This window comes from Limnospira sp. (genome assembly GCF_051859755.1).
In the GTDB taxonomy this organism is placed as follows: Bacteria; Cyanobacteriota; Cyanobacteriia; order Cyanobacteriales; family Microcoleaceae; genus Limnospira; species Limnospira fusiformis.
In genome coordinates, this window is the sequence record NZ_JBIMLI010000104.1 from 1 (window position 1) to 18440 (window position 18440).

The window sequence follows — 18440 nt, forward strand, 5'->3', positions numbered from 1 at the left end:
GAAAAATGCGATAAAATAGTTTGTCAGTTTTCATCTGTTGGGACGGGGCTGGTACTGAGTCCAATTTGATTACGGCTGAAAAGATTGTATCATATCGGAGCAGCCCATGCCACATAAAGAAACCTTGTCATCATTTATAAATGCCTGAAATTCAATCTTTCACCACCCCCGTCGTTTTACTCATTTTTAGGCGACCAGATACCACTCAAAAAGTGTTTGATGTGATTCGCCAAGTCAAACCTCAGCAGTTACTGGTGATTGCTGATGGTCCCGAACCCGGCAATGATTTAGAAGCCGAAAAATGCGCCCAAACTCGCGCCATTATTGATACGGTTGATTGGGATTGTCAAGTTTTAACCAACTACTCGGATTTTAACTTAGGTTGTAAACAGCGAGTCGCCAGTGGGCTCAATTGGGTGTTTAGTTTAGTGGAAGAAGCGATTATCTTAGAAGATGACTGTATCCCGGATATCAGCTTTTTTAAATTTTGCCAAGAGTTATTAATCCGCTATCGTCATGATCACCAAATTTTCCAAATTACCGGAGAAAATACCCACGGCTATCAATCGGCAAATTCCAGCTATTATTTTTCCCAGTATAGCTTTTATTGGGGATGGGCGACATGGCGGCGAGCTTGGCGGTTATTTGACCCGGATTTAAAGTCTTGGCTAACCAAGTGCGATCGCCATTGGTTAAGAGATTTATTGGGAAGTCAAGACCGCGCCGAATATTGGGCAGAAATCTTTGATTTAACCTACAATGGTTTTAATTCCTGGGGATGGGCTTGGACATTTACTTGTTTGGTAAATCAAGGTTTATGTATCATTCCCAATCAGAACTTAATTTCTAATGTTGGTTTTGGCGCAGATGCCGCCCATACCACCTGGGAAGTTGATGAAATCGCCAATTTACCTACCCAATCAATTAGCTTTCCGCTGAAACACCCCACCGCCATCACCATCAACATGGAAGCTGAAACCGTTATTGATAAAATGCGGTTTACGGGTCGCAAATATATCAGAACCATGCGCGAAACAGCGATGGATTTAAGCCAGCAAGGACAGCACCAAAAGGCTTTAGAGATTTGGGAACAATGTATTAAGTTGCGATCGGATTTAAGCGAGTTTTACTATCAAAAAGCCTGCTGCTTACAGAAAATAGGTAATTCTCAACAGGCGATACAATGCCTGCATCAGTTATTAAAATCTCATCCAGACCACCAACCCGCTAAATCATTATTAAATACCATCATCAAAAAATATCATAATTCGTCGCCATTACCCACTCAAAATCAACAGCAGCGTTTTTTGGTTTACACCATGGGGAAAGTGGGTTCAACTTCTATTTCTACATCTTTAAAAAACTACACTTCACAAGTCTATGATATTCATTTCTTAGATGAAACTTATCTCCAAAAAAATATGCACAAAGGGCATTGTGTGGATGGCTATTTTGTGTTCAAAAACTGGTTAGGAGAACCCTTAAAAATTATTTCCATGGTCAGAAATCCCATTGCTGTCAATGTTAGTGGCTTTTTTCAAAACCTCGATACATATTACCCCCATTTAAGCCAAGAAGAAATTCTACAGTTGAGTATTGAAGAACTGATTAATAAATTTTGCACATTAAACCCCAACTTTCCCCTACATTGGTTTGACATAGAATTCAATAAATGCTTAAATTTTGATATTTACAGCCAGCCTTTTTCGATGTTAGGATGGCAAACCTACTTACATGAATCTTACCATATTTTGATTATGCAAGCGGAACTAATGGATAGCCAAAAACAGGAGGTTATCCGAATGTTTACAGGTATCACCAACTGGCAACTAGAAAACCAAAATATGAGTTCCCAGAAGTGGTATAGTAACCGATTTCAAGAATTTAAGGAAAAACTGGTGCTTCCCAAAGACTATTTAGACAAGATGTTAAGTTCCAAGTTTACCCGGCATTTTTATAGCCAGTCACAAATTCAGGAATTTTATAAATTCTGAAGCACAAAAACAGGTTGTTCATAAGAAAAAGCTCCCAGGGGCTTATTGACTATCAAAGACTCGGAAAACCCGAAACTGTCCACCGTTTTCCAGCCTTCCAACATCATTGGCAAGCGGATCTTACCATAAATGCGATGAGCATTCCAAACCAGACAATCTTGACCCACAGGAACAGAGAAAAACAAGAGATTAAATCCAGCCAGGGAAATGGGGATGAAGTGCGATCGCTTTTTGAAAACCATCCACCGCCTCTTCTAGCTTACCGCTCGGCAGCAGTTGATTACCCCTCACTAAATCCCTGACTCCCCAGAATCAAGTCTATATAGACGGGTTGGATTCACCCAGGGATTATACCATCATCAGGATATTCTGGCGAAGGATTTTAATCAACCCACAATCAACTACACTTGTCAAGTACGGATAACCGAATGCTTTATTCCGGCAAACCGAATGCCGCTCGCTCTAGGTAATGCGATCGCGGCCCTCGGTATGGGAGCTACACTTCCCCATCTTCTCTTCTCAACTCCGATACCGGCTCAAATTCTCTGGTATTGTGAGTGACCAATATTAAATTATTGACCATGGCTCGCGCGGCCATCAGCAAATCATCAGGGTCGATTGGGGTTCGGCAACTCGCCAAGTTGTTTGGGATTTCTCGGGCATTTTTGGCGGCTCTATCATCCCCAGGTAAGGAGACCAAAAAATCTCAAAATTCTGGTGGCATTGCCAAGTTTGGCGGCGGATTTTCACTCTCGCTTCGCCCCATAAAATCACTCAAATTTCACCGTGGTCAAAGCAATGTTTGGCATGGTGGGCGATCGCCATTTGATGGGTGATTGAGGCTTTGATTTGCTCACCAATTATGGCTCGTTTTCCGGGCATCTTGCCTGTATAATTGGCAGGGTCGCACCCATCCTTGGCGGAAGGGGAGTTATACCGATTGAGGACTGGGGCGATCGCCACTTCTGCTAATATAGGGGGTTATGGGGGGAGTAAGGGGGGATGTGGGCTGGGAGTCGGCGGTTGGCGATCGCTTTGAGGGGTGATATAATTCCGGTTGAGGCCTCGATAAATTCTTTCACCGCAGGGGGAGGTGGCAAGGTGCGATCGTATTACGTCACAGCCGGCCTACCACTACCCTAGCAGGATTACTGAAATCCTGGGAAATGGGGATAGAGAGCTTGAGAAAATTCTAAAAATCATTGATTAGATTGTAATTTCTTTAAATCATCTAACCATGCTTGTGCTAAGTTAAGTTCTTGCTTGTCTATGAAGCCCATACTAACTAAAGCTTCATAACAAACAAGTAAATTTTCTGACAACTTATGCAAACCAGGGGTTAATTTCAGGTTTTCTAATGTTTTAGCTATAGCTTTGTTGTGGATGTAACCGGGAATTTCTTCTTGAAAATCTCGCATCAGATTATGTTCGTTACGCTCTTGATAGACTGTAGGTTGATGAAACAAAACTGACCATCCATTTTCCCAAGCGATTCTTTGTGCAATAAAGCTTCGCCAGATATCAGTCATCCGAAATGAACAATAAGCAGGTAAATAGAGGAGAGGATAAGCATCAGCCCACCAAGTTGTATTTTGACTGTTAAACGGACACCAAGAACCAGAAGCTAATGCAATTCGCCGATGATTATTGAACGATTGAGGTAGAGGAAAAATCAGACGATAAATGGCATCGACATCAGGGTTATCATTAGCCAGTCCTTGCTGAATAGGACAATTTGCTAGGGTTATTTCAAGTGTATCCCAATCAGGAAGTGACTGACAATTGACCTCATCTAATGGTAACCCTCTAGGCCAAATATTAGCATCCGTAAAATATTTGTAAACGTTACACCAACCTAGATTAGGAATACTGGATACTGTCTGGTAACGTTCTCTTTTTTCCCAAAAACTCTCATAAGGGAAATTATCATCATCAGTTTCTATGATAATTTCAGCACCTTGCTGTATGGCTAAAAGATAGCCAATGTTTTTCCGAGCATAATGTCTTTTAGGACATATTTTAGGAAAACTCAGGTCTAATGCCTCTTGTCGCGCAATACTATAAAAATCACAGCCTTCTAAATTAAAGTCAGAAGGACTAATTTCATCACCAATAACCGTAAAATAAAGCTTTCTGGCTTGGCTTTCTTGAGCTATTTTTTGCAAAACGTTATTGTGATCAAATGCAATAGAGGTGATCACTATAGCTATTTGGGAATTCATCAAACAAAATCTCCATTGATTTATTATTAGTTAAATAATGCACCGTGATATTCCTATGTTAATTAAGCTTAATTAAGAAAGTTTGACCAGACTGCATATAAATAGGCATAAATGGACGACCACTTTCTGATTCCATAAACTCTTTAAGTGCTAGACGCGCTCCAATTAAAAGAGGTGTATGTCCGGGGTCTTCCACTATAATGATGCCTCCTCTGACTATTTTATGACAAACTTTAAATAAAGAAGCTTTGACAGCCTCATACAAATCTACATCAACATTAGCAATAACTATCTGTGAAATAGTGATTGGCAATTCATCCTCAATAATATTATTTTTCTCGATAAATATTGAAAGTAATTTTTTAGGATTATGATACTTAGAAATTCTTTCTTTTACCTGCTCAATACCTTCTGTTTTATGTGATCCTTCCCAAACAACATCTGCACTTGTTTTGGCTGCTTCATAATTAAAGCCGTCAAAGACATCAAAGAAATAGCAATTTCTCTTTAATCCTTTCTCAAGCATATATCTTACGGCTACTCGAGAACTACTACCTCGGTAGCATCCAATTTCTACATAATCTCCAGGTAAATCAGAAGTAATATCAATTGCTTGGATAATGTTGATGAAGTCATGGGGGCCAAAATCCCATTTAGCAAATCCTTCATTCAATTGTGCAATATATTCGTCTTCAAGCATTCTCCGTGCCTGATCATTCAAATTAATATACAAAGAAGGATTAGCTACTCCCACAGGACGAAATAAACCTTTTGCAGCTACTATCTTAGAAATAAATGGCAACCCGATATCATCAGAATCACAAGCATAGACAAACACAGTATTATTGAAATCATATTGCTCCATTGATTCTACTGACTCTTTACTACAATCAAAGTAAGTAAAAGGTGATATATCAGCATAACCATCCGAGAGAATTATTACTTTTTTATCAGGATATTTATTTCGGATTAAGTCTAGTGCTTTTGAGACTTGATTCCCAGTAAAATGAGCCGGAAAAAGTTGATTTTTTTTTGGTTTATTGGGCTTATAAATTGTTACAGGAGCATGATTTTCAAGTTGAGGGTCATAAAGATAAAATTGCTTTTTATTTTCTCCAAGATACTGAGAGTTTTTGCCTTCAGAAGTGCCAAAATAGATATTTTTATTATTTACATTGTAGGTTGCTGAAAGTCTCACCCAGCCATGGGAGAAAAATTCTATATTCGTGTGAATGGCTATTCCTGAAATTAGACTCCAATCTTGACGACTGAAGACTGCTATTTGCACTCCACCCCAAGACCAAATAGTGAAGTCTTTACTACCTTCGTTTTCTACTGGTTTTACAAATATACTGATTGTCTTCTCTGTATTGTCTGAAACATTTACATCCTGGCGGAGAAGATGCCAATCTTTTACTGGTAAGTCTATAATACTGATAACTTCTCCTTCACCAGATGTATTATCGGGTGAGATTATATCATTTTCAATAATCCGTTTAAGTGCGTGAGCAGGCACCCATAGATCATTCATCAAGTCCGTAGTAGATGCTAATAAATTTTGATTAACATTAGTTTGCCACAAGTTGTTTTTTGTTATATAGTTAGCCAACTCAGCATTTTGAGTTAGAAGATGATGGTTTAACTGTAACGGCTCTTTCATATTGTTCTTTCAGGATTACTAATGAACTTTTTTAATACTAGCATAATAAGCATCACTATGAAAACAGGTATTATGTTAATCTTGATTAAGAATAGTTGATATTTTTTTGATAATTACTTCCTTGTTAATTTCATAATCACCATAAAATTTGTCCCCTTCGAGACAATTTATCTCACTTTTCTCTAACCAAATTACAGAATCAGAATTATAGCCTTTGGGAGCTACATACTTCCACAATTTTTTTTGGTTTAGGTGGACTGGATCACCATGTGCAATACCAGGTTTATTGTATATCCAAGTGGGTATTACTAAGCCAGAACCTATAGTATTAATAAAACCATCTATCATTTCAACAACTGCACAAGTTTCAATTAAACTCAATCCTGTACAGTCAATATGAGTTATCTGAGAATTTGAAACCTTTTCCTTAATTAAATTAATCTGATGTTTAATATCTTCAAATCCATCATAAAGAACTATTAGTTTTTGTAGCTTGCAGTCCTCGCTATTATTGAAATCATTAAAAAATTCTGACAAAACTTCTACAGCATTAACCCATATTTTGTTATGACTTCTTAGATTAATCATTAATATTTTTGATCCCGCCTGTTTTTCTGCTGATAATAAGTCTAATATTCCGAAATTTTTACTAGAGATACCCTGAATACGGCTAGGTATAAATTTAGAGATAATTATATCTTCTATTTTAAATACAAATAAATTGTGCCTCAGAGTTATTTCTGTCTTATTTCCTTCTCCTGAAATACAATGAAAATTTTTAAGTTCAGGAAATATATTTTCTGGATTAAACTGATGTTTTTTATATCTTGACTCAGGATTAATCAAACAACTTTGAATATGTTGATATAAATTAGTCTCATCAAACAACAAACCCAGACCTGATAAATCCTGCCAAATATAGTGACCTAAATTTTTTTTACAATCAATTATTAAACAGTTATTTTTAACTGAGTTTTTTAAGTAAGAGGAAATCATATTTTGGTTGTTATTAAAAATAGTTATTAATAGTTTAATAATTATTTCTAAATCTGACCATTGCCAAAGTGAGTGTAATTGCATGCAAACATTAGACATAGGCAAATAAATTGCATTAATTTGTGAGCACCACCCCCCATAACTTAACATAAAAAATGGATATAATGACTCAAAATAATAAGCAATATAGACTGTTCCAGTTACTAAAATACTTTTGTTTGACTTTAAAATTTTTCCTGTAAAAGGACATTTACACCAAGCATATCCAGTCAATAGCCTGATCACAGAATACTTGATGTTGTTCGCATAATTACGGCAATTACACTCTCGATAAAATCTGCCTCTTGAACTTTCTGAAGTCAATAAGTTTTCTATTGTTTGAAAATCAGAGATTTGATTTTGATTCATGTGATTTTGATTACTTTCAAAGTAAACTAAATCACCTTTTTCCTTAATTTCTTGATATATCTCTGCATCACCGATAGAGGAAAAAGAATCACTGCCCAAAACATCGGTCATTCTATTGTATAGCGTTAAATTTAAATAATTGGTTGAAGCATATAAATTAGGATGTTTACAAAAATATTCCACTATAGAAAAATCTCTTATACTATTATCTCTTATACTATTAGTATTAGTATTCTCAATATTTTGCTGAGATGAAAGAATATTCAAAGCAATACTCAAAAATGAATCAGCTTCATTTTTAAATATATCGTCTTTTATTAGGTTTAATAGTATTTTTTTATAGCCCGGAAAATTCACCCAAAGAAGATGGGGAAACAATTCTTTAATAGCACTTTTTTCCAGAACTCTTTCTTGGGAAATATAATTTCCATTGACATCAATATTCCATTGTATAAAACTGCCGGAATCCAGGCAGACCCAGAACAAAACAAAACCAAATTTTGATTTTTGAAGTTCTTTTAAGGATTTTTGAACATGAAATGGTTGATAACCAGGTTCTCTATATATACTCAAATACTTTAAATCAGAATAAGGATCTTGGATTCTAGTAACTATACGAGGTTCGAGTTCAGTTGAACTATATTCAGCTATGTTAATAAACCCATTAAAATCAACTAAAAGTTTATAAATTTTGTCTCCGGTTAATTTTTCGTCAGCCCCATATAGTTTGGGATTGCAGCTAATTGCGTTTTTATAAGCGACTACAGCTTCTTCTAAACGCCCCAACTTTTCCAAAGCTTCTCCCAGCTTGTAGTGAGACCAATGGAAATGGGGATGAAGTGCGATCGCTTTTTGAAAAGCATCCACAGCCTCTTCTAGCTTACCGCTCTGCAGCAGTTGATTACCCCTATCAAAATCGCTGACCATTTTGCTGACTTTCCAGACTACTAAAGCACAGACAACGCCTAAACTCCCCCCATTGTACCAAAGCAATAGAAATTTGTCAAGTTCGGTAAGTATCGTGATATGGTATAATTCTACTTTATGTCAGGGGTAGGTGTGGGTTGTGAAGTTATTTATAAGGAGTTGTGAAGCAATGAGTGCGGGTGAGTTACTGAAGCAGGCTAATCAGTTGAAACGCTCTGGGAAGTTGGATGAAGCGATCGCACTTTATCATCAGGTAATTGAGATTAACCCCCATTTTGCTTGGGCTTATCATGGCTTAGGGGATACCTTGGCTAAACAGGGCAATTTAGACCAGGCTGTTACTTGTTATTCTCAAGGTTTGAAAGTAAATCCTAACTCTGCTCAGTTATGCTATAGTTTAGGGAAAGCATTGGCGCGACAAGGCGATTTAGATGCCTCTGTTAATTATTTACAAAAAGCTTGTCATCTCAATCCACATTATAACGATTTAAATGGCACTTCCAAACAGTCATCAGTTAGCCAAAGGTTGGCAGAAAAAATATTTTGTATAGGCCGAAACAAAACAGGCACAACTTCTCTGGAAAAAGCTTTGAGAGATTTAGGATTTAAGCTGGGCAATCAAAGAGCAGGAGAGCTTTTAATTAAAGACTGGGCTTTAAGAAATTTTCAGCCAATTTTTGAATTGGCTTATACAGCTGATGCTTTTCAGGACATTCCATTTTCTCTTCCTTATACTTATCAAGCCTTGGATCAGCATTTTCCCAATGCAAAATTTATTCTCAGCATTCGTAATAATGCTCAAGATTGGTATGAATCAATGGTTCGATTTCACTCAAAACTTTGGGCTGATGGAGTTAGAGTGCCGACTGCAGAAGATTTGAAAAATGCCAATTATGTATGGAAAGGGTATCCTTATGAAATTCGTAAATTAACTTACAATATATCTTCAGATGATAATTTATATGATAAAAAGACCTTGATAAGTCACTATATAAATTACAACGAAAGTGTATGCGATTATTTTCGTCATCGTCCCGAAAAATTGCTAATTATTAATGTATCCAAGCCCGATGATTACAAGAAAATGTTTCATTTTATAGGTAAAGAACCCATAGCATATCAGTTTCCGTGGTTGAACAAAAGCCTCTGAGTCTTAAGAAATTTTTCCTATGCCAAATAACAATGGAGATTTTGAGTAAATCTTTATACGGCAAGTTGAGAAGCTTGTATGATTTATGTAGTAAAGTTAGCGTATATAGCACTAAAGTTTTGTATTCTTTAAATCATCTAGTATAGTCCTAACAATGATAGGATTTAATTCTTTTTTCCATGAGTCATCTATCGGTCTATACCGAAATACAGAGTAAGGATCTTCTTGGTAGTTTTGGCAGCTTGCTTGAATAAAATTTATTGTTTGCTCTTCTAGTGGAATTTTGCAAAAGTCAAAAATTTTTTCAACTTCTTCCAGCATATTAGCTATTAAAAGGTCATATCTTAGCAAATAAAATTGATTGGGGTAACTGCCGTATTTAGTGATTAAATATAAGTTTCCAATTCTGTGTTATTTAAATCATTTAAGATGGCTTTGATGATTAAAGGATTTAATTCCTTTCAGCCTAAACCCAGAAGACCCAATTAAGATAATGTCAGATTCCATCTAGCTCTTTACAGATGGAGTCTAATGGCAGTCTAACGATCCAAGCTCACCGGCAGCAATGGAGCGCAGCGGAATTGCCATCCGGTGCAGCGCCTTGTTAGGAGGCATTTAGTCATATACAATCTTCATGTCGCAAACCCTGTTTGCCAATGACCGCAAACCATACCCGCATGGGATCTGAAATAATGTCATGCCCCAGTTATCATTTCCTTCAATCAGACATGGACCATTATCCGTGATAGCAACATCCCATCCAATGCTTCTCACGCGCGGGACTCTTTTTGATGCTTCTACGACAAGGTTTATTGCCTCTTTATAAAATGGCACTTCAAATCCTACGATTTGCTCTTTCGTGACCGGATGATAACTAAAACTATTCAGAAATGGATCTTTCGCTACTGCGGGGGTTTTAACTGTTCCATCTTCTGACACAGCTGCAGCAATTCCACCTGTAGCAAGATTGTCTGTTTTCGCATCAACTCCCATCCGGAGATAACAACCCCACACATCGACACTATTCGTTTTGTCATCATAAAACGTCACGATTCTTAAAGTGTTGACACTAGAAGGATTCAGATTTTTTAACTTACGATGCTGGAGGATAAATTCCTCGAAAATATATTCATCAGTATTTGGAAAGTTACGGGCAATATATGACAGCAAATGTTCATATGTATCAAATAACTCTAGGAAAAAAACTCCCTGTCCTGCTTGCCCATATATGTTTTTCACAACAAGCTTCGGGGGGGGGGAGTTCCGTTCATGGCTTTCTAAGTCATAATAAAAGTAAATTTTTCTGCCAAGGAGGTCATGAAATTTATTTGCGAAATGAGCCTTATTTTTCAAGATATGAACTTCATCATTTTCATTTACTTGACGAGTAAGCTCGTGCCGTAATGAAGCTGTAATATATTGTTTTCTTTCTTGCTTTGTTTTCTGATAGAAATGCAGTTCATAGAAGTTTTCGAAGCTGACACCATGCTGCCAGCTACAGCAAATTAGTTTCCAATATGGCAACATATATTTGCGACCTGTCAACATCCGATTGTAACGATAAATGGTTTTCCAATTCGCCACTTTTATGTGGTAAATTGTATTTCGGATTCTCGATTTATATCGAAATAGCATTCTATTCATATGGGTTCCTTTTGTAGCTTTCGAGCAGGAATTCCGACAACTGTATGTCCATCAGGAACATTTTTTGTAACTACGGCGCCAGCTCCGATTCTACAGTCACAGCCAACCACAACATCAGGAAGAATCACGGCGTTGGTTCCAACCTCCGTTCGGTCACCAACCCTGGTTCTGCCAAGTATCCGTGCGCCAGGGGATATTTCGCAGTAACTGCCGATAATTGCATCATGACTGATTATTGCAGCTTTGTTTATCAATGTTCCCTCGCCAATTTCAACGTCTGCGGTGATTGTCGCGTGCGACAGTATACAAACACCATTAGCTATGCGAACCCCAAAATCACCGATGAGTGCATGATTTGAAATAATAGAGCGCAGCTTCCCGCTAAGTGAGGCAGCTTTTTCAGCACAGAATTTCCTTGCCTTTGGTCCGCTGACACCCAAGGCAAAATCAGGTGACTCTGATTTGAGATGCTCTTCGAGTTTCTCCCAGGACCTGATGACTTTAAAACGACCATAAAGAATATCTGGTGTGTCTTGGTTTACGTTGTCGAATAGACACAGACCGTCTGCCTCGCCACCCCATTGCAGGGCGACAAGCAGTTCTTTTGCCAATCCTTTAGCTCCGATGATTACCATTGTTGCCTCTTAACTATTGATTAGGCGACGATTAGCTGCCTAGCATACTTAAGACCTTAGGAAGCTTAACCCTCCATAACTAAGCCTTGCCAGAACTCTAGCACATCAATATCGAGATGTCAAAAATTGCCAGATCTACCATATACCAAACTGCATTTTTCACTAAAACCCTTAACTAGCAAGGGTTTTAGTCTTTGAAAAAGTGAATGTTAGAGAGGATTGATACAATAAACATAACTTCTTCTATAGTTAATTCTGGATAAATTGGTAAGCAAATTACCTGATTTGCTATTCGATTCGCTACAGGTAAATTATCCTGCTGTGCCGAAGGCAACCCTCGATACATGGGAAAGTCAGAGATGAGCGGATAAAAGTACCTGCGTCCATAAATATTATGTTGTCGTAGTTGATCATAAAGAGCATCACGAGTCAAGGGGTAGTCCAATTCAACCAAAATTGGGAAATATGCGTAGTTACTCACCAGTTGTCCGGTATTTTCAATGCACCGAATCCCTTTAACATCCTTGAGCAACCTTCGATAGGTCTCATCGATCGCCTTCCGTTGTTCTAATGCTTCATCAATATAACCAAGCTGCAACAACCCAAGTGCTGATCGCATCTCATCCATCTTAGCATTAATTCCCGCTGCCACCACTTTAGTTTCACCAACAAAGCCAAAATTCTTCAAATTGTCGATATGCTGCTTAGTCTTAGCATCTTTGCAAATGATAGCCCCCCCCTCAAAAGTATTAAATACCTTGGTAGCGTGGAAACTCATCACTGATAGATCACCATGCTGGAGAAGGCTACCACAGTGACACTGAACACCAAAGGCGTGGGCTGCATCATAGATAACCTTCAAATTATAATTGTCGGCGATCGCTTGGATAGCATCCACATCGCAGGGGTTACCATAACAATGGACGGGTAAAATAGCTGTGGTTTGTGGGGTGATAGCCGACTCAATTTTAGTTGGGTCAAGATTTAGGGTATTGGGGTCGATATCTACAAATACTGGTTTGATACCATTCCACAGCAAAGAATGGGAAGTTGCTACAAAAGAATAAGGGGTAGTAATTACCTCCCCAGCTACACGCAGAGCTTGCAGAGCGGTGACTAGGGCTAAAGTCCCATTAGCAAACAAAGCCAGGTGTTCAACACCCAGATAATCACACAAAGCCCGTTCAAGTTTCTGATGAAACGGGCCTTTGTTGGTTAGAATTTTACTGTCCCATATTTCTTCAAGATAAGGAATAAACTCCTCTAAAGGCGGTAAATAAGGCGAGGTAACGTAAATAGGTCTTTCAGGATCAGTCATATTTTATACGATTAGATCGATTAATCTTTTAGAGCGATTATTGTTGCTCTTTGATTATGAATTCCCCTGGTAGGTGATTCAACTTCATATACTTTGCTAAATCCTACATCAGAAATTGCATCCATGAGATCATTATATAGTGGCCAAAAAGAGCGATGGTTCTCCCAAGCAGCCCATTTTGCATTTTCATTTTGTGTTTTGTTTGGATCGCTATATTCTTGAAAAAATCTGCCTTTAAGTCCTTCATGAATTTCTAAGTCGGATAAGTTGAATTTTTCTTTAGTTTCAACAACGGAGAAGTGAGTATCAATTACTAATAATTCATCACAAATTTTTGACAGAATATTCAAATATCGTTTTGGATTTTCCATGTGGTACAATAAACCACAACAAAACACAATATCAAACCTTCCATATTTTTCTATATTCCAAGCGTCATCATGAACAAAAGTTAAGTTAGAAAGATCAACCTTACTTTTAACGTAGATACAATTGTCAAAGTTACTTTGTCTAACCTCTATCCCCACAGCATCTAATCCCATTCGAGCCAATTCAACTGTGTAGCCCCCTTCAAGACATCCTATATCGACAATACGCCTACCTATATATGTTTGATTTGGATAATGTTCTTCAATAACTCGTTTGCATATCAACATCACAGGATGTTGAGACATATCGATACCTTTTTCTTTCCTCGTAAAACTACCATCATCAAGTCGAATATTGTGGGCTGTAAATTTTCTCATTTCTTATATTCTCCTTTGTAATCTTGATTTTCTAGTCTACATACATTAGAACACAAACTTAATTAATTGTCAACCTACCCTTAGTTACTTCAAAGAGCTTACTTATTGTCTTATAGATAAGTCGCCCATCAGAATACTTACCGATACCTAAACGGTACAAACCATCAGACAACTGAGGATTAAATATGCCTGTAAACCCAGACCAATTTCTGAAAGTCACTTTTTTATGAAACCTTGTGCTATAGTTTGACTCAACATCCTGTCTCTTTTGATTATCAAGCAACCCACTCCAACATACTTTCCCATTTTCATCAATTATAAATAAAAACTTATTTTCATTTTCTGAGGAATCGCAATTGATATTTAAGAACCAACCTCTTATCTGCAAAACACCATATATAGATTCGAGCTTATCTATATTACAAAAGGTATTTTTATCTTGGCAATCTTCCAAATAACTAGGAGTTTTGTAGTTACTTACAAGATCATAATCATCTCTAATAAAATTTTGGATATATTTCTTTCTATCCGCGAAATACTCCATAAATCTCTGATAACCTTTTTGCATTCTATCTGCTTGTTCTTTTAAGGAAAGTCCAGACCACTGACCTTTTTCATTCAATCGATAGACAGAGAGTAGCTCTTTAATAAACCCTAGGTCTGCTTTATGAGCAATACAAAGATTAAACAACCAATCGGCTGCTCTTGCTTCTTGATAATAAGAATTGGGTATGGATTCGATGGCTTTACGTCGATAAAAACAGCAGGAAAAGTTGGCAGGTAAATCCACAGGAAGAAGCTGATCAAAGGTTATCCTATCGCTATTAATCTTTTCTTGTTGAGGATGAGGTTTAAATGTTTGCTCTGATTGCTTATAAAGCAACAGCCAGTTGAAACACATGGGCAGTTCTGGCTTCTTAAGCAAAAACAGGAGTTGCTTATGCAGCTTAGTAGGAGATAACCAGTAGTCATCACCTTCACATATTGCAATAAAATTACCTTTACAAGCAGTAAAAGCTCTTTGAAGATTTTGCAACATCCCCAAATTTTTACTTGTAGGAAGAACACTGATAATATCTGGATAAGCCTTAGCATATTTGTCAATAATTTCCGTAGTCTTATCTGTGGAAAAATCATCTGCAATGATAACCTCGTGAGCAAAGAAGCCTTTTTGATATACCACCGATTCTAAGCATTGCTCGATGTATTCTTCATGGTTGTATGAAGTGATTACCGTGGAAATAGTAAATACTTTTCTGAATTCATCAATTAGGTCTTGGGAACTAAAAATTGTATTTATATCAATAGGCCAATCGAGATAGTAAAAGGCGATCGGTGCAATATCTCTATTTTTGTCTATAAGGTCATACAAATTAAATATGTCCAATTTTTCAAAATACTCTTTAGCTAGATCAATGAACATACTTTTCATAGAGAATAATAAATGAAAATGATATTTATGAACCAAATTATGATTAACAGTTCTAAAAAAATGTATATGTTCGTTTCCCCATTTTTTCATACGAGTGATGTGATCTTTAGCTGTAGACCATATACCTCCTGGATGTTTACGATACACTGACATAACCTTTTCAAGCATATGTATTTGTCCATATTGTGCGTGCAAGAGGCGATTGTACCAATCCCCAGGCTGAAGATGAGAAGTAAAGCCTTCATCCTCTAAATCATGAAACTGCCATCGACACATAACAGAATTCGTTTGAATAAAATTCCTTCGTAACAAATGTTCAGCACTAAATTTAATACCAGCTAGATGTTGATCAATCAAAGGAAATACCTTCTGTTTTTTAGGTTCATCCTCATCTATGACAAGTACCGGATGAAAACAAACTGCACATTCAGGGTGTGAGTCTAAATAGTCAGCTTGAATTTGTAGCTTCATAGGGTCAGTCCAGTAATCATCGCCCTCATTCAAAGCTACATATTGTCCTCTGACCCTTCTCCGCAAATCTAGAGAATTTTGTCTAACTCCTAAATTTTTATTTCTCCTTACAAAAACAAATAAGTCTGGGTAGCGGTCTACATAATCCTGTATAATATCTGGAGTTCTATCGGTGGAACAATCATCACCAATAATTACCTCGAATTTAAAATTTGTTTTTTGCATCACAAACCCTTCTAAAGCCTGGCTAATATACTTTTCGTGGTTATAGGTTAGACAAAGAATAGACACTTTTATACCATGTTGAGAGGGAAAATTTTTGTTTGGAAATGGTTGACATCCCATAAGGTCTGAAACAAAATTAGAGTCTAAGCTGATGGATTTGGATTGTTTAGCGGTATAGTTAAGTTGATTCCCGGAGAAAGAAAATGTTATCTCTTCATTTTGATGCTGATGACTCAGATAACTTTTGGCATTTGATGTCAAGTAATGTTCTACACAATCTATTTTATCTTTAAGAAGATGGGGCATTATAGTCAAGTAATAGAATGCATCAAAGATTCCAGATTTATAAATTAATGCATATTTAGCAAATAGATTATTTTTGGCTAATCTGTAAGCTTTAAGTCTATATTCTGTTGGTAGTGGTGCAGGAACAAAATTTTGATTAATCCTAAGTATCTTGACTATATTTTCCGTATCTATAATTTTATAGTCAACTAAACCCACTTGACCTTCATTAATATATGATACTAAACCTAATAACCTTTCAACTATATGATAATAAAATCCCGTTGTTAACCATGATTTTGAGGCTTGCCAATCAATTGGCTTCAGTAAAATCTGATCGGCTATATACTTCAGGGGAGTTATTCTAGACCAAAACATGGAGCCACCAAAAAATCCCCAATCCTCAATGAGGTTAAGAGGTTCCATGAAATCATGAATCATCTTCTTCATTTTTTCATGACCATCGTAAATTGTACCTAGCATGGACATATAAAGCAATGCCGGACCGACAATCTGCAATGATGGATTATTGTCAAATGCTGTAATAATCTGCTCCGTTATATTTTTGTCTCCTAATACCGCATCCAAAAGACATTCACGCCATAACGAACCAAAATCAGGATGATCTCTTTTGGTATGAATTTTACATACATACTTATATCCAAGTGTATCTAGTTCAGAAATAACCTCTAAAAAAGGCAGGATATCATATCCAATATTTTTGACAATAGAAACTTGATAATTTTTAGTATACTTATCTAATGCAGAAGTAACACTATCAACAACATTTTCAGGTATCGTCACAAACAAATCATAATCACTTAGATTGTCTAATTTTGAAAACAGTTCAGGAAGTAATTCTGGATAGTAAGCATGAAGAACAACAGCTATTTTGGGGTTTTCAGAACTGGCATACAACTTAATATTATTTGCCGAGGTATGTTGATTCACCAATGGCTGACCCATCAAGTCTCGGACATAATTATCCCACCTTTCCTTAAACAACCGATGGTTATTCTCCCTAACCTGACGACGCTGTTGCTGATTTCCCTTCTGGCGAGTCGCCCCCTCTTGGTGCTGCAAACTCACCTGATTAATGCAGTAACACTTCTTCCGTAAATCCCGCCCCAAACGCAAACAAAAATCAATATCCTCCAAACCATAATCATAATCCAGAGAAAAGCCGCCGACCCTTTCCCAATCACCCTTCCGACACAACAAAAACGCCCCCGTCACCGCCGGAAAGAAATCACCCTCAGTTGGAGAAGCAGCCAAATAATCCTTCAGACTCCCATGGCGAATTTGTTCGGGCTGGAAATAACCTCGCTTTTCGTTCCAAACAAACTCAATACCCGTATGGTGTACCCCCGGTTTTTTCCCTTTCGGTAACGACGAAGGCTCATCATCCAAACGCACCCCCACCGCCCCAATGGTCGCATCACCCAACCGACTCACCGCCAAAGGCAACACATCCGAACTAAAAACAATATCATTATTCAGAAACAGCAAATAAGGATACTTCGCCAAACCCGCCCCATAATTACAAGAATTGGAAAACGAAAAATTAGCACCTCGGTTAATATAACGAACATCCCCCTTAATCGCCTGCTGACGAACCACCTCAGCCGTGTTATCTTCCGAACCGTGGTCAATAATAATGAACTCAACCGGAAAATAAGTATTGGTGGCAAAAAAACTAGACAGAAGCCGCCGTAGCAAACCCGCCCCATTCCAACTGAGGACAATAATAGAAACTCCCTGACCCACCGGGCGCAATCTCCGAGTTTCTAACACACCCTCTCCCCAGTGTTGCCAAACCGACCCCACAGCAGGGAACCCCGCCAATAACAAATTCAACTCATCCGAGAGGACCCCAACCCCGGCGCGAACCCCATCCATAACCTCCGCTAACCGAGACCCATTCACCCCAAACCCAAACTCCGCCGCCAATAACTCCCGACCGCGAACCCGGAATTTATTACATTCCGCCTCATCTGATAATACCCTATCCAAAACCGCAGGCAAATCCCCCTCAGCCACCGGAACCACAGCCCCCGACTCAATCACATCAGCCACCGCGGCCGTTTCCGACAACAGCACCACCAACCCCATTCCCAAAGCATCCGACAACTTCGCCGGAATTTGGAACTGCGACACCCGAAAGTCCGCATCCTGCAACAGCACACAAATATCACCCACCGCCACCACATCCGGGATAGACTCAAAGGGCTGATTCCCCACAAACACATAGTCCACCCCAGGGATACCCTGCAACTCCTCTTTTAACTTCCCATCCTCGAAATCCCCAATAATCGCAAATACCACAT

Annotated in this window: 14 protein-coding genes; 4 read left to right on the top strand and 10 right to left on the bottom strand. The window is 37.9% G+C overall.

Annotated elements, in window-relative coordinates; translation table 11 throughout:
- The first annotated feature begins 140 nt into the window (after positions 1-140).
- Positions 141-1994 (top strand): putative capsular polysaccharide synthesis family protein, encoded by a 1854-nt coding sequence (locus ACTIE0_RS16735; RefSeq protein WP_006670854.1) that lies wholly within the window; start codon positions 141-143, stop codon positions 1992-1994.
- Here the strand turns inward: ACTIE0_RS16735 and ACTIE0_RS16740 are convergent.
- Positions 1982-2236: a DUF268 domain-containing protein gene (locus ACTIE0_RS16740; protein ID WP_006670855.1), complete on the bottom strand. Its 255-nt coding sequence runs from the start codon at positions 2234-2236 to the stop codon at positions 1982-1984. The two genes, ACTIE0_RS16735 and ACTIE0_RS16740, sit on opposite strands and share 13 nt — an antisense overlap.
- 339 nt (positions 2237-2575) lie before the next feature.
- Here ACTIE0_RS16740 and ACTIE0_RS16745 point away from each other — a divergent pair, with 339 nt between their 5' ends.
- Positions 2576-2830: a hypothetical protein gene (locus ACTIE0_RS16745; RefSeq protein ID WP_155839144.1), complete on the top strand. Its 255-nt coding sequence runs from the start codon at positions 2576-2578 to the stop codon at positions 2828-2830.
- A gap of 59 nt (positions 2831-2889) precedes the next feature.
- Positions 2890-3033 carry a hypothetical protein gene (locus ACTIE0_RS16750; protein WP_160162546.1) on the top strand — a complete coding sequence of 48 codons (144 nt, stop codon included), beginning with the start codon at positions 2890-2892 and terminating at the stop codon, positions 3031-3033.
- Between the two features lie 160 nt (positions 3034-3193).
- On the opposite strand, the gene ACTIE0_RS16755 is transcribed toward ACTIE0_RS16750, so the two are convergent.
- The 3 genes from ACTIE0_RS16755 to ACTIE0_RS16765 all read right to left on the bottom strand — a co-directional run bounded on the left by ACTIE0_RS16755 (position 3194) and on the right by ACTIE0_RS16765 (position 8207).
- Positions 3194-4216, bottom strand: coding sequence for an STELLO glycosyltransferase family protein (locus ACTIE0_RS16755; RefSeq protein WP_006668727.1), 1023 nt, complete (start codon positions 4214-4216; stop codon positions 3194-3196).
- A 58-nt stretch (positions 4217-4274) separates the two neighbouring features.
- Positions 4275-5876: a TylF/MycF/NovP-related O-methyltransferase gene (locus tag ACTIE0_RS16760; protein ID WP_006668726.1), complete on the bottom strand. Its 1602-nt coding sequence runs from the start codon at positions 5874-5876 to the stop codon at positions 4275-4277.
- 75 nt (positions 5877-5951) lie between these two features.
- Positions 5952-8207 carry a tetratricopeptide repeat protein gene (locus ACTIE0_RS16765; RefSeq protein WP_006668725.1) on the bottom strand — a complete coding sequence of 752 codons (2256 nt, stop codon included), beginning with the start codon at positions 8205-8207 and terminating at the stop codon, positions 5952-5954.
- Between the two features lie 169 nt (positions 8208-8376).
- Here ACTIE0_RS16765 and ACTIE0_RS16770 point away from each other — a divergent pair, with 169 nt between their 5' ends.
- Positions 8377-9357 (top strand): tetratricopeptide repeat protein, encoded by a 981-nt coding sequence (locus ACTIE0_RS16770; protein ID WP_006668724.1) that lies wholly within the window; start codon positions 8377-8379, stop codon positions 9355-9357.
- 111 nt (positions 9358-9468) lie between these two features.
- Here the strand turns inward: ACTIE0_RS16770 and ACTIE0_RS16775 are convergent, their stop codons facing one another.
- The 6 genes from ACTIE0_RS16775 to ACTIE0_RS16800 all read right to left on the bottom strand — a co-directional run bounded on the left by ACTIE0_RS16775 (position 9469) and on the right by ACTIE0_RS16800 (position 18369).
- Positions 9469-9762, bottom strand: coding sequence for a sulfotransferase domain-containing protein (locus tag ACTIE0_RS16775; RefSeq protein ID WP_150105316.1), 294 nt, complete (start codon positions 9760-9762; stop codon positions 9469-9471).
- A gap of 210 nt (positions 9763-9972) precedes the next feature.
- The gene (locus ACTIE0_RS16780) at positions 9973-10941 is read right to left on the bottom strand and encodes a sugar-transfer associated ATP-grasp domain-containing protein (RefSeq protein WP_160162545.1); all 969 of its coding nucleotides are present in this window, start codon (positions 10939-10941) and stop codon (positions 9973-9975) included.
- 56 nt (positions 10942-10997) lie between these two features.
- The gene (locus ACTIE0_RS16785; protein WP_006668721.1) at positions 10998-11636 is read right to left on the bottom strand and encodes a NeuD/PglB/VioB family sugar acetyltransferase; all 639 of its coding nucleotides are present in this window, start codon (positions 11634-11636) and stop codon (positions 10998-11000) included.
- Between the two features lie 187 nt (positions 11637-11823).
- Positions 11824-12954: a DegT/DnrJ/EryC1/StrS family aminotransferase gene (locus ACTIE0_RS16790; protein WP_006668720.1), complete on the bottom strand. Its 1131-nt coding sequence runs from the start codon at positions 12952-12954 to the stop codon at positions 11824-11826.
- A 20-nt stretch (positions 12955-12974) separates the two neighbouring features.
- Complete coding sequence (locus ACTIE0_RS16795; RefSeq protein WP_006668719.1) at positions 12975-13700, bottom strand: class I SAM-dependent methyltransferase; 726 nt, start codon at positions 13698-13700, stop codon at positions 12975-12977.
- 58 nt (positions 13701-13758) lie between these two features.
- Entirely contained in the window at positions 13759-18369 is a 4611-nt protein-coding gene (locus ACTIE0_RS16800) for a glycosyltransferase (RefSeq protein WP_439516940.1), read from the bottom strand.
- Positions 18370-18440: the final 71 nt, after the last annotated feature.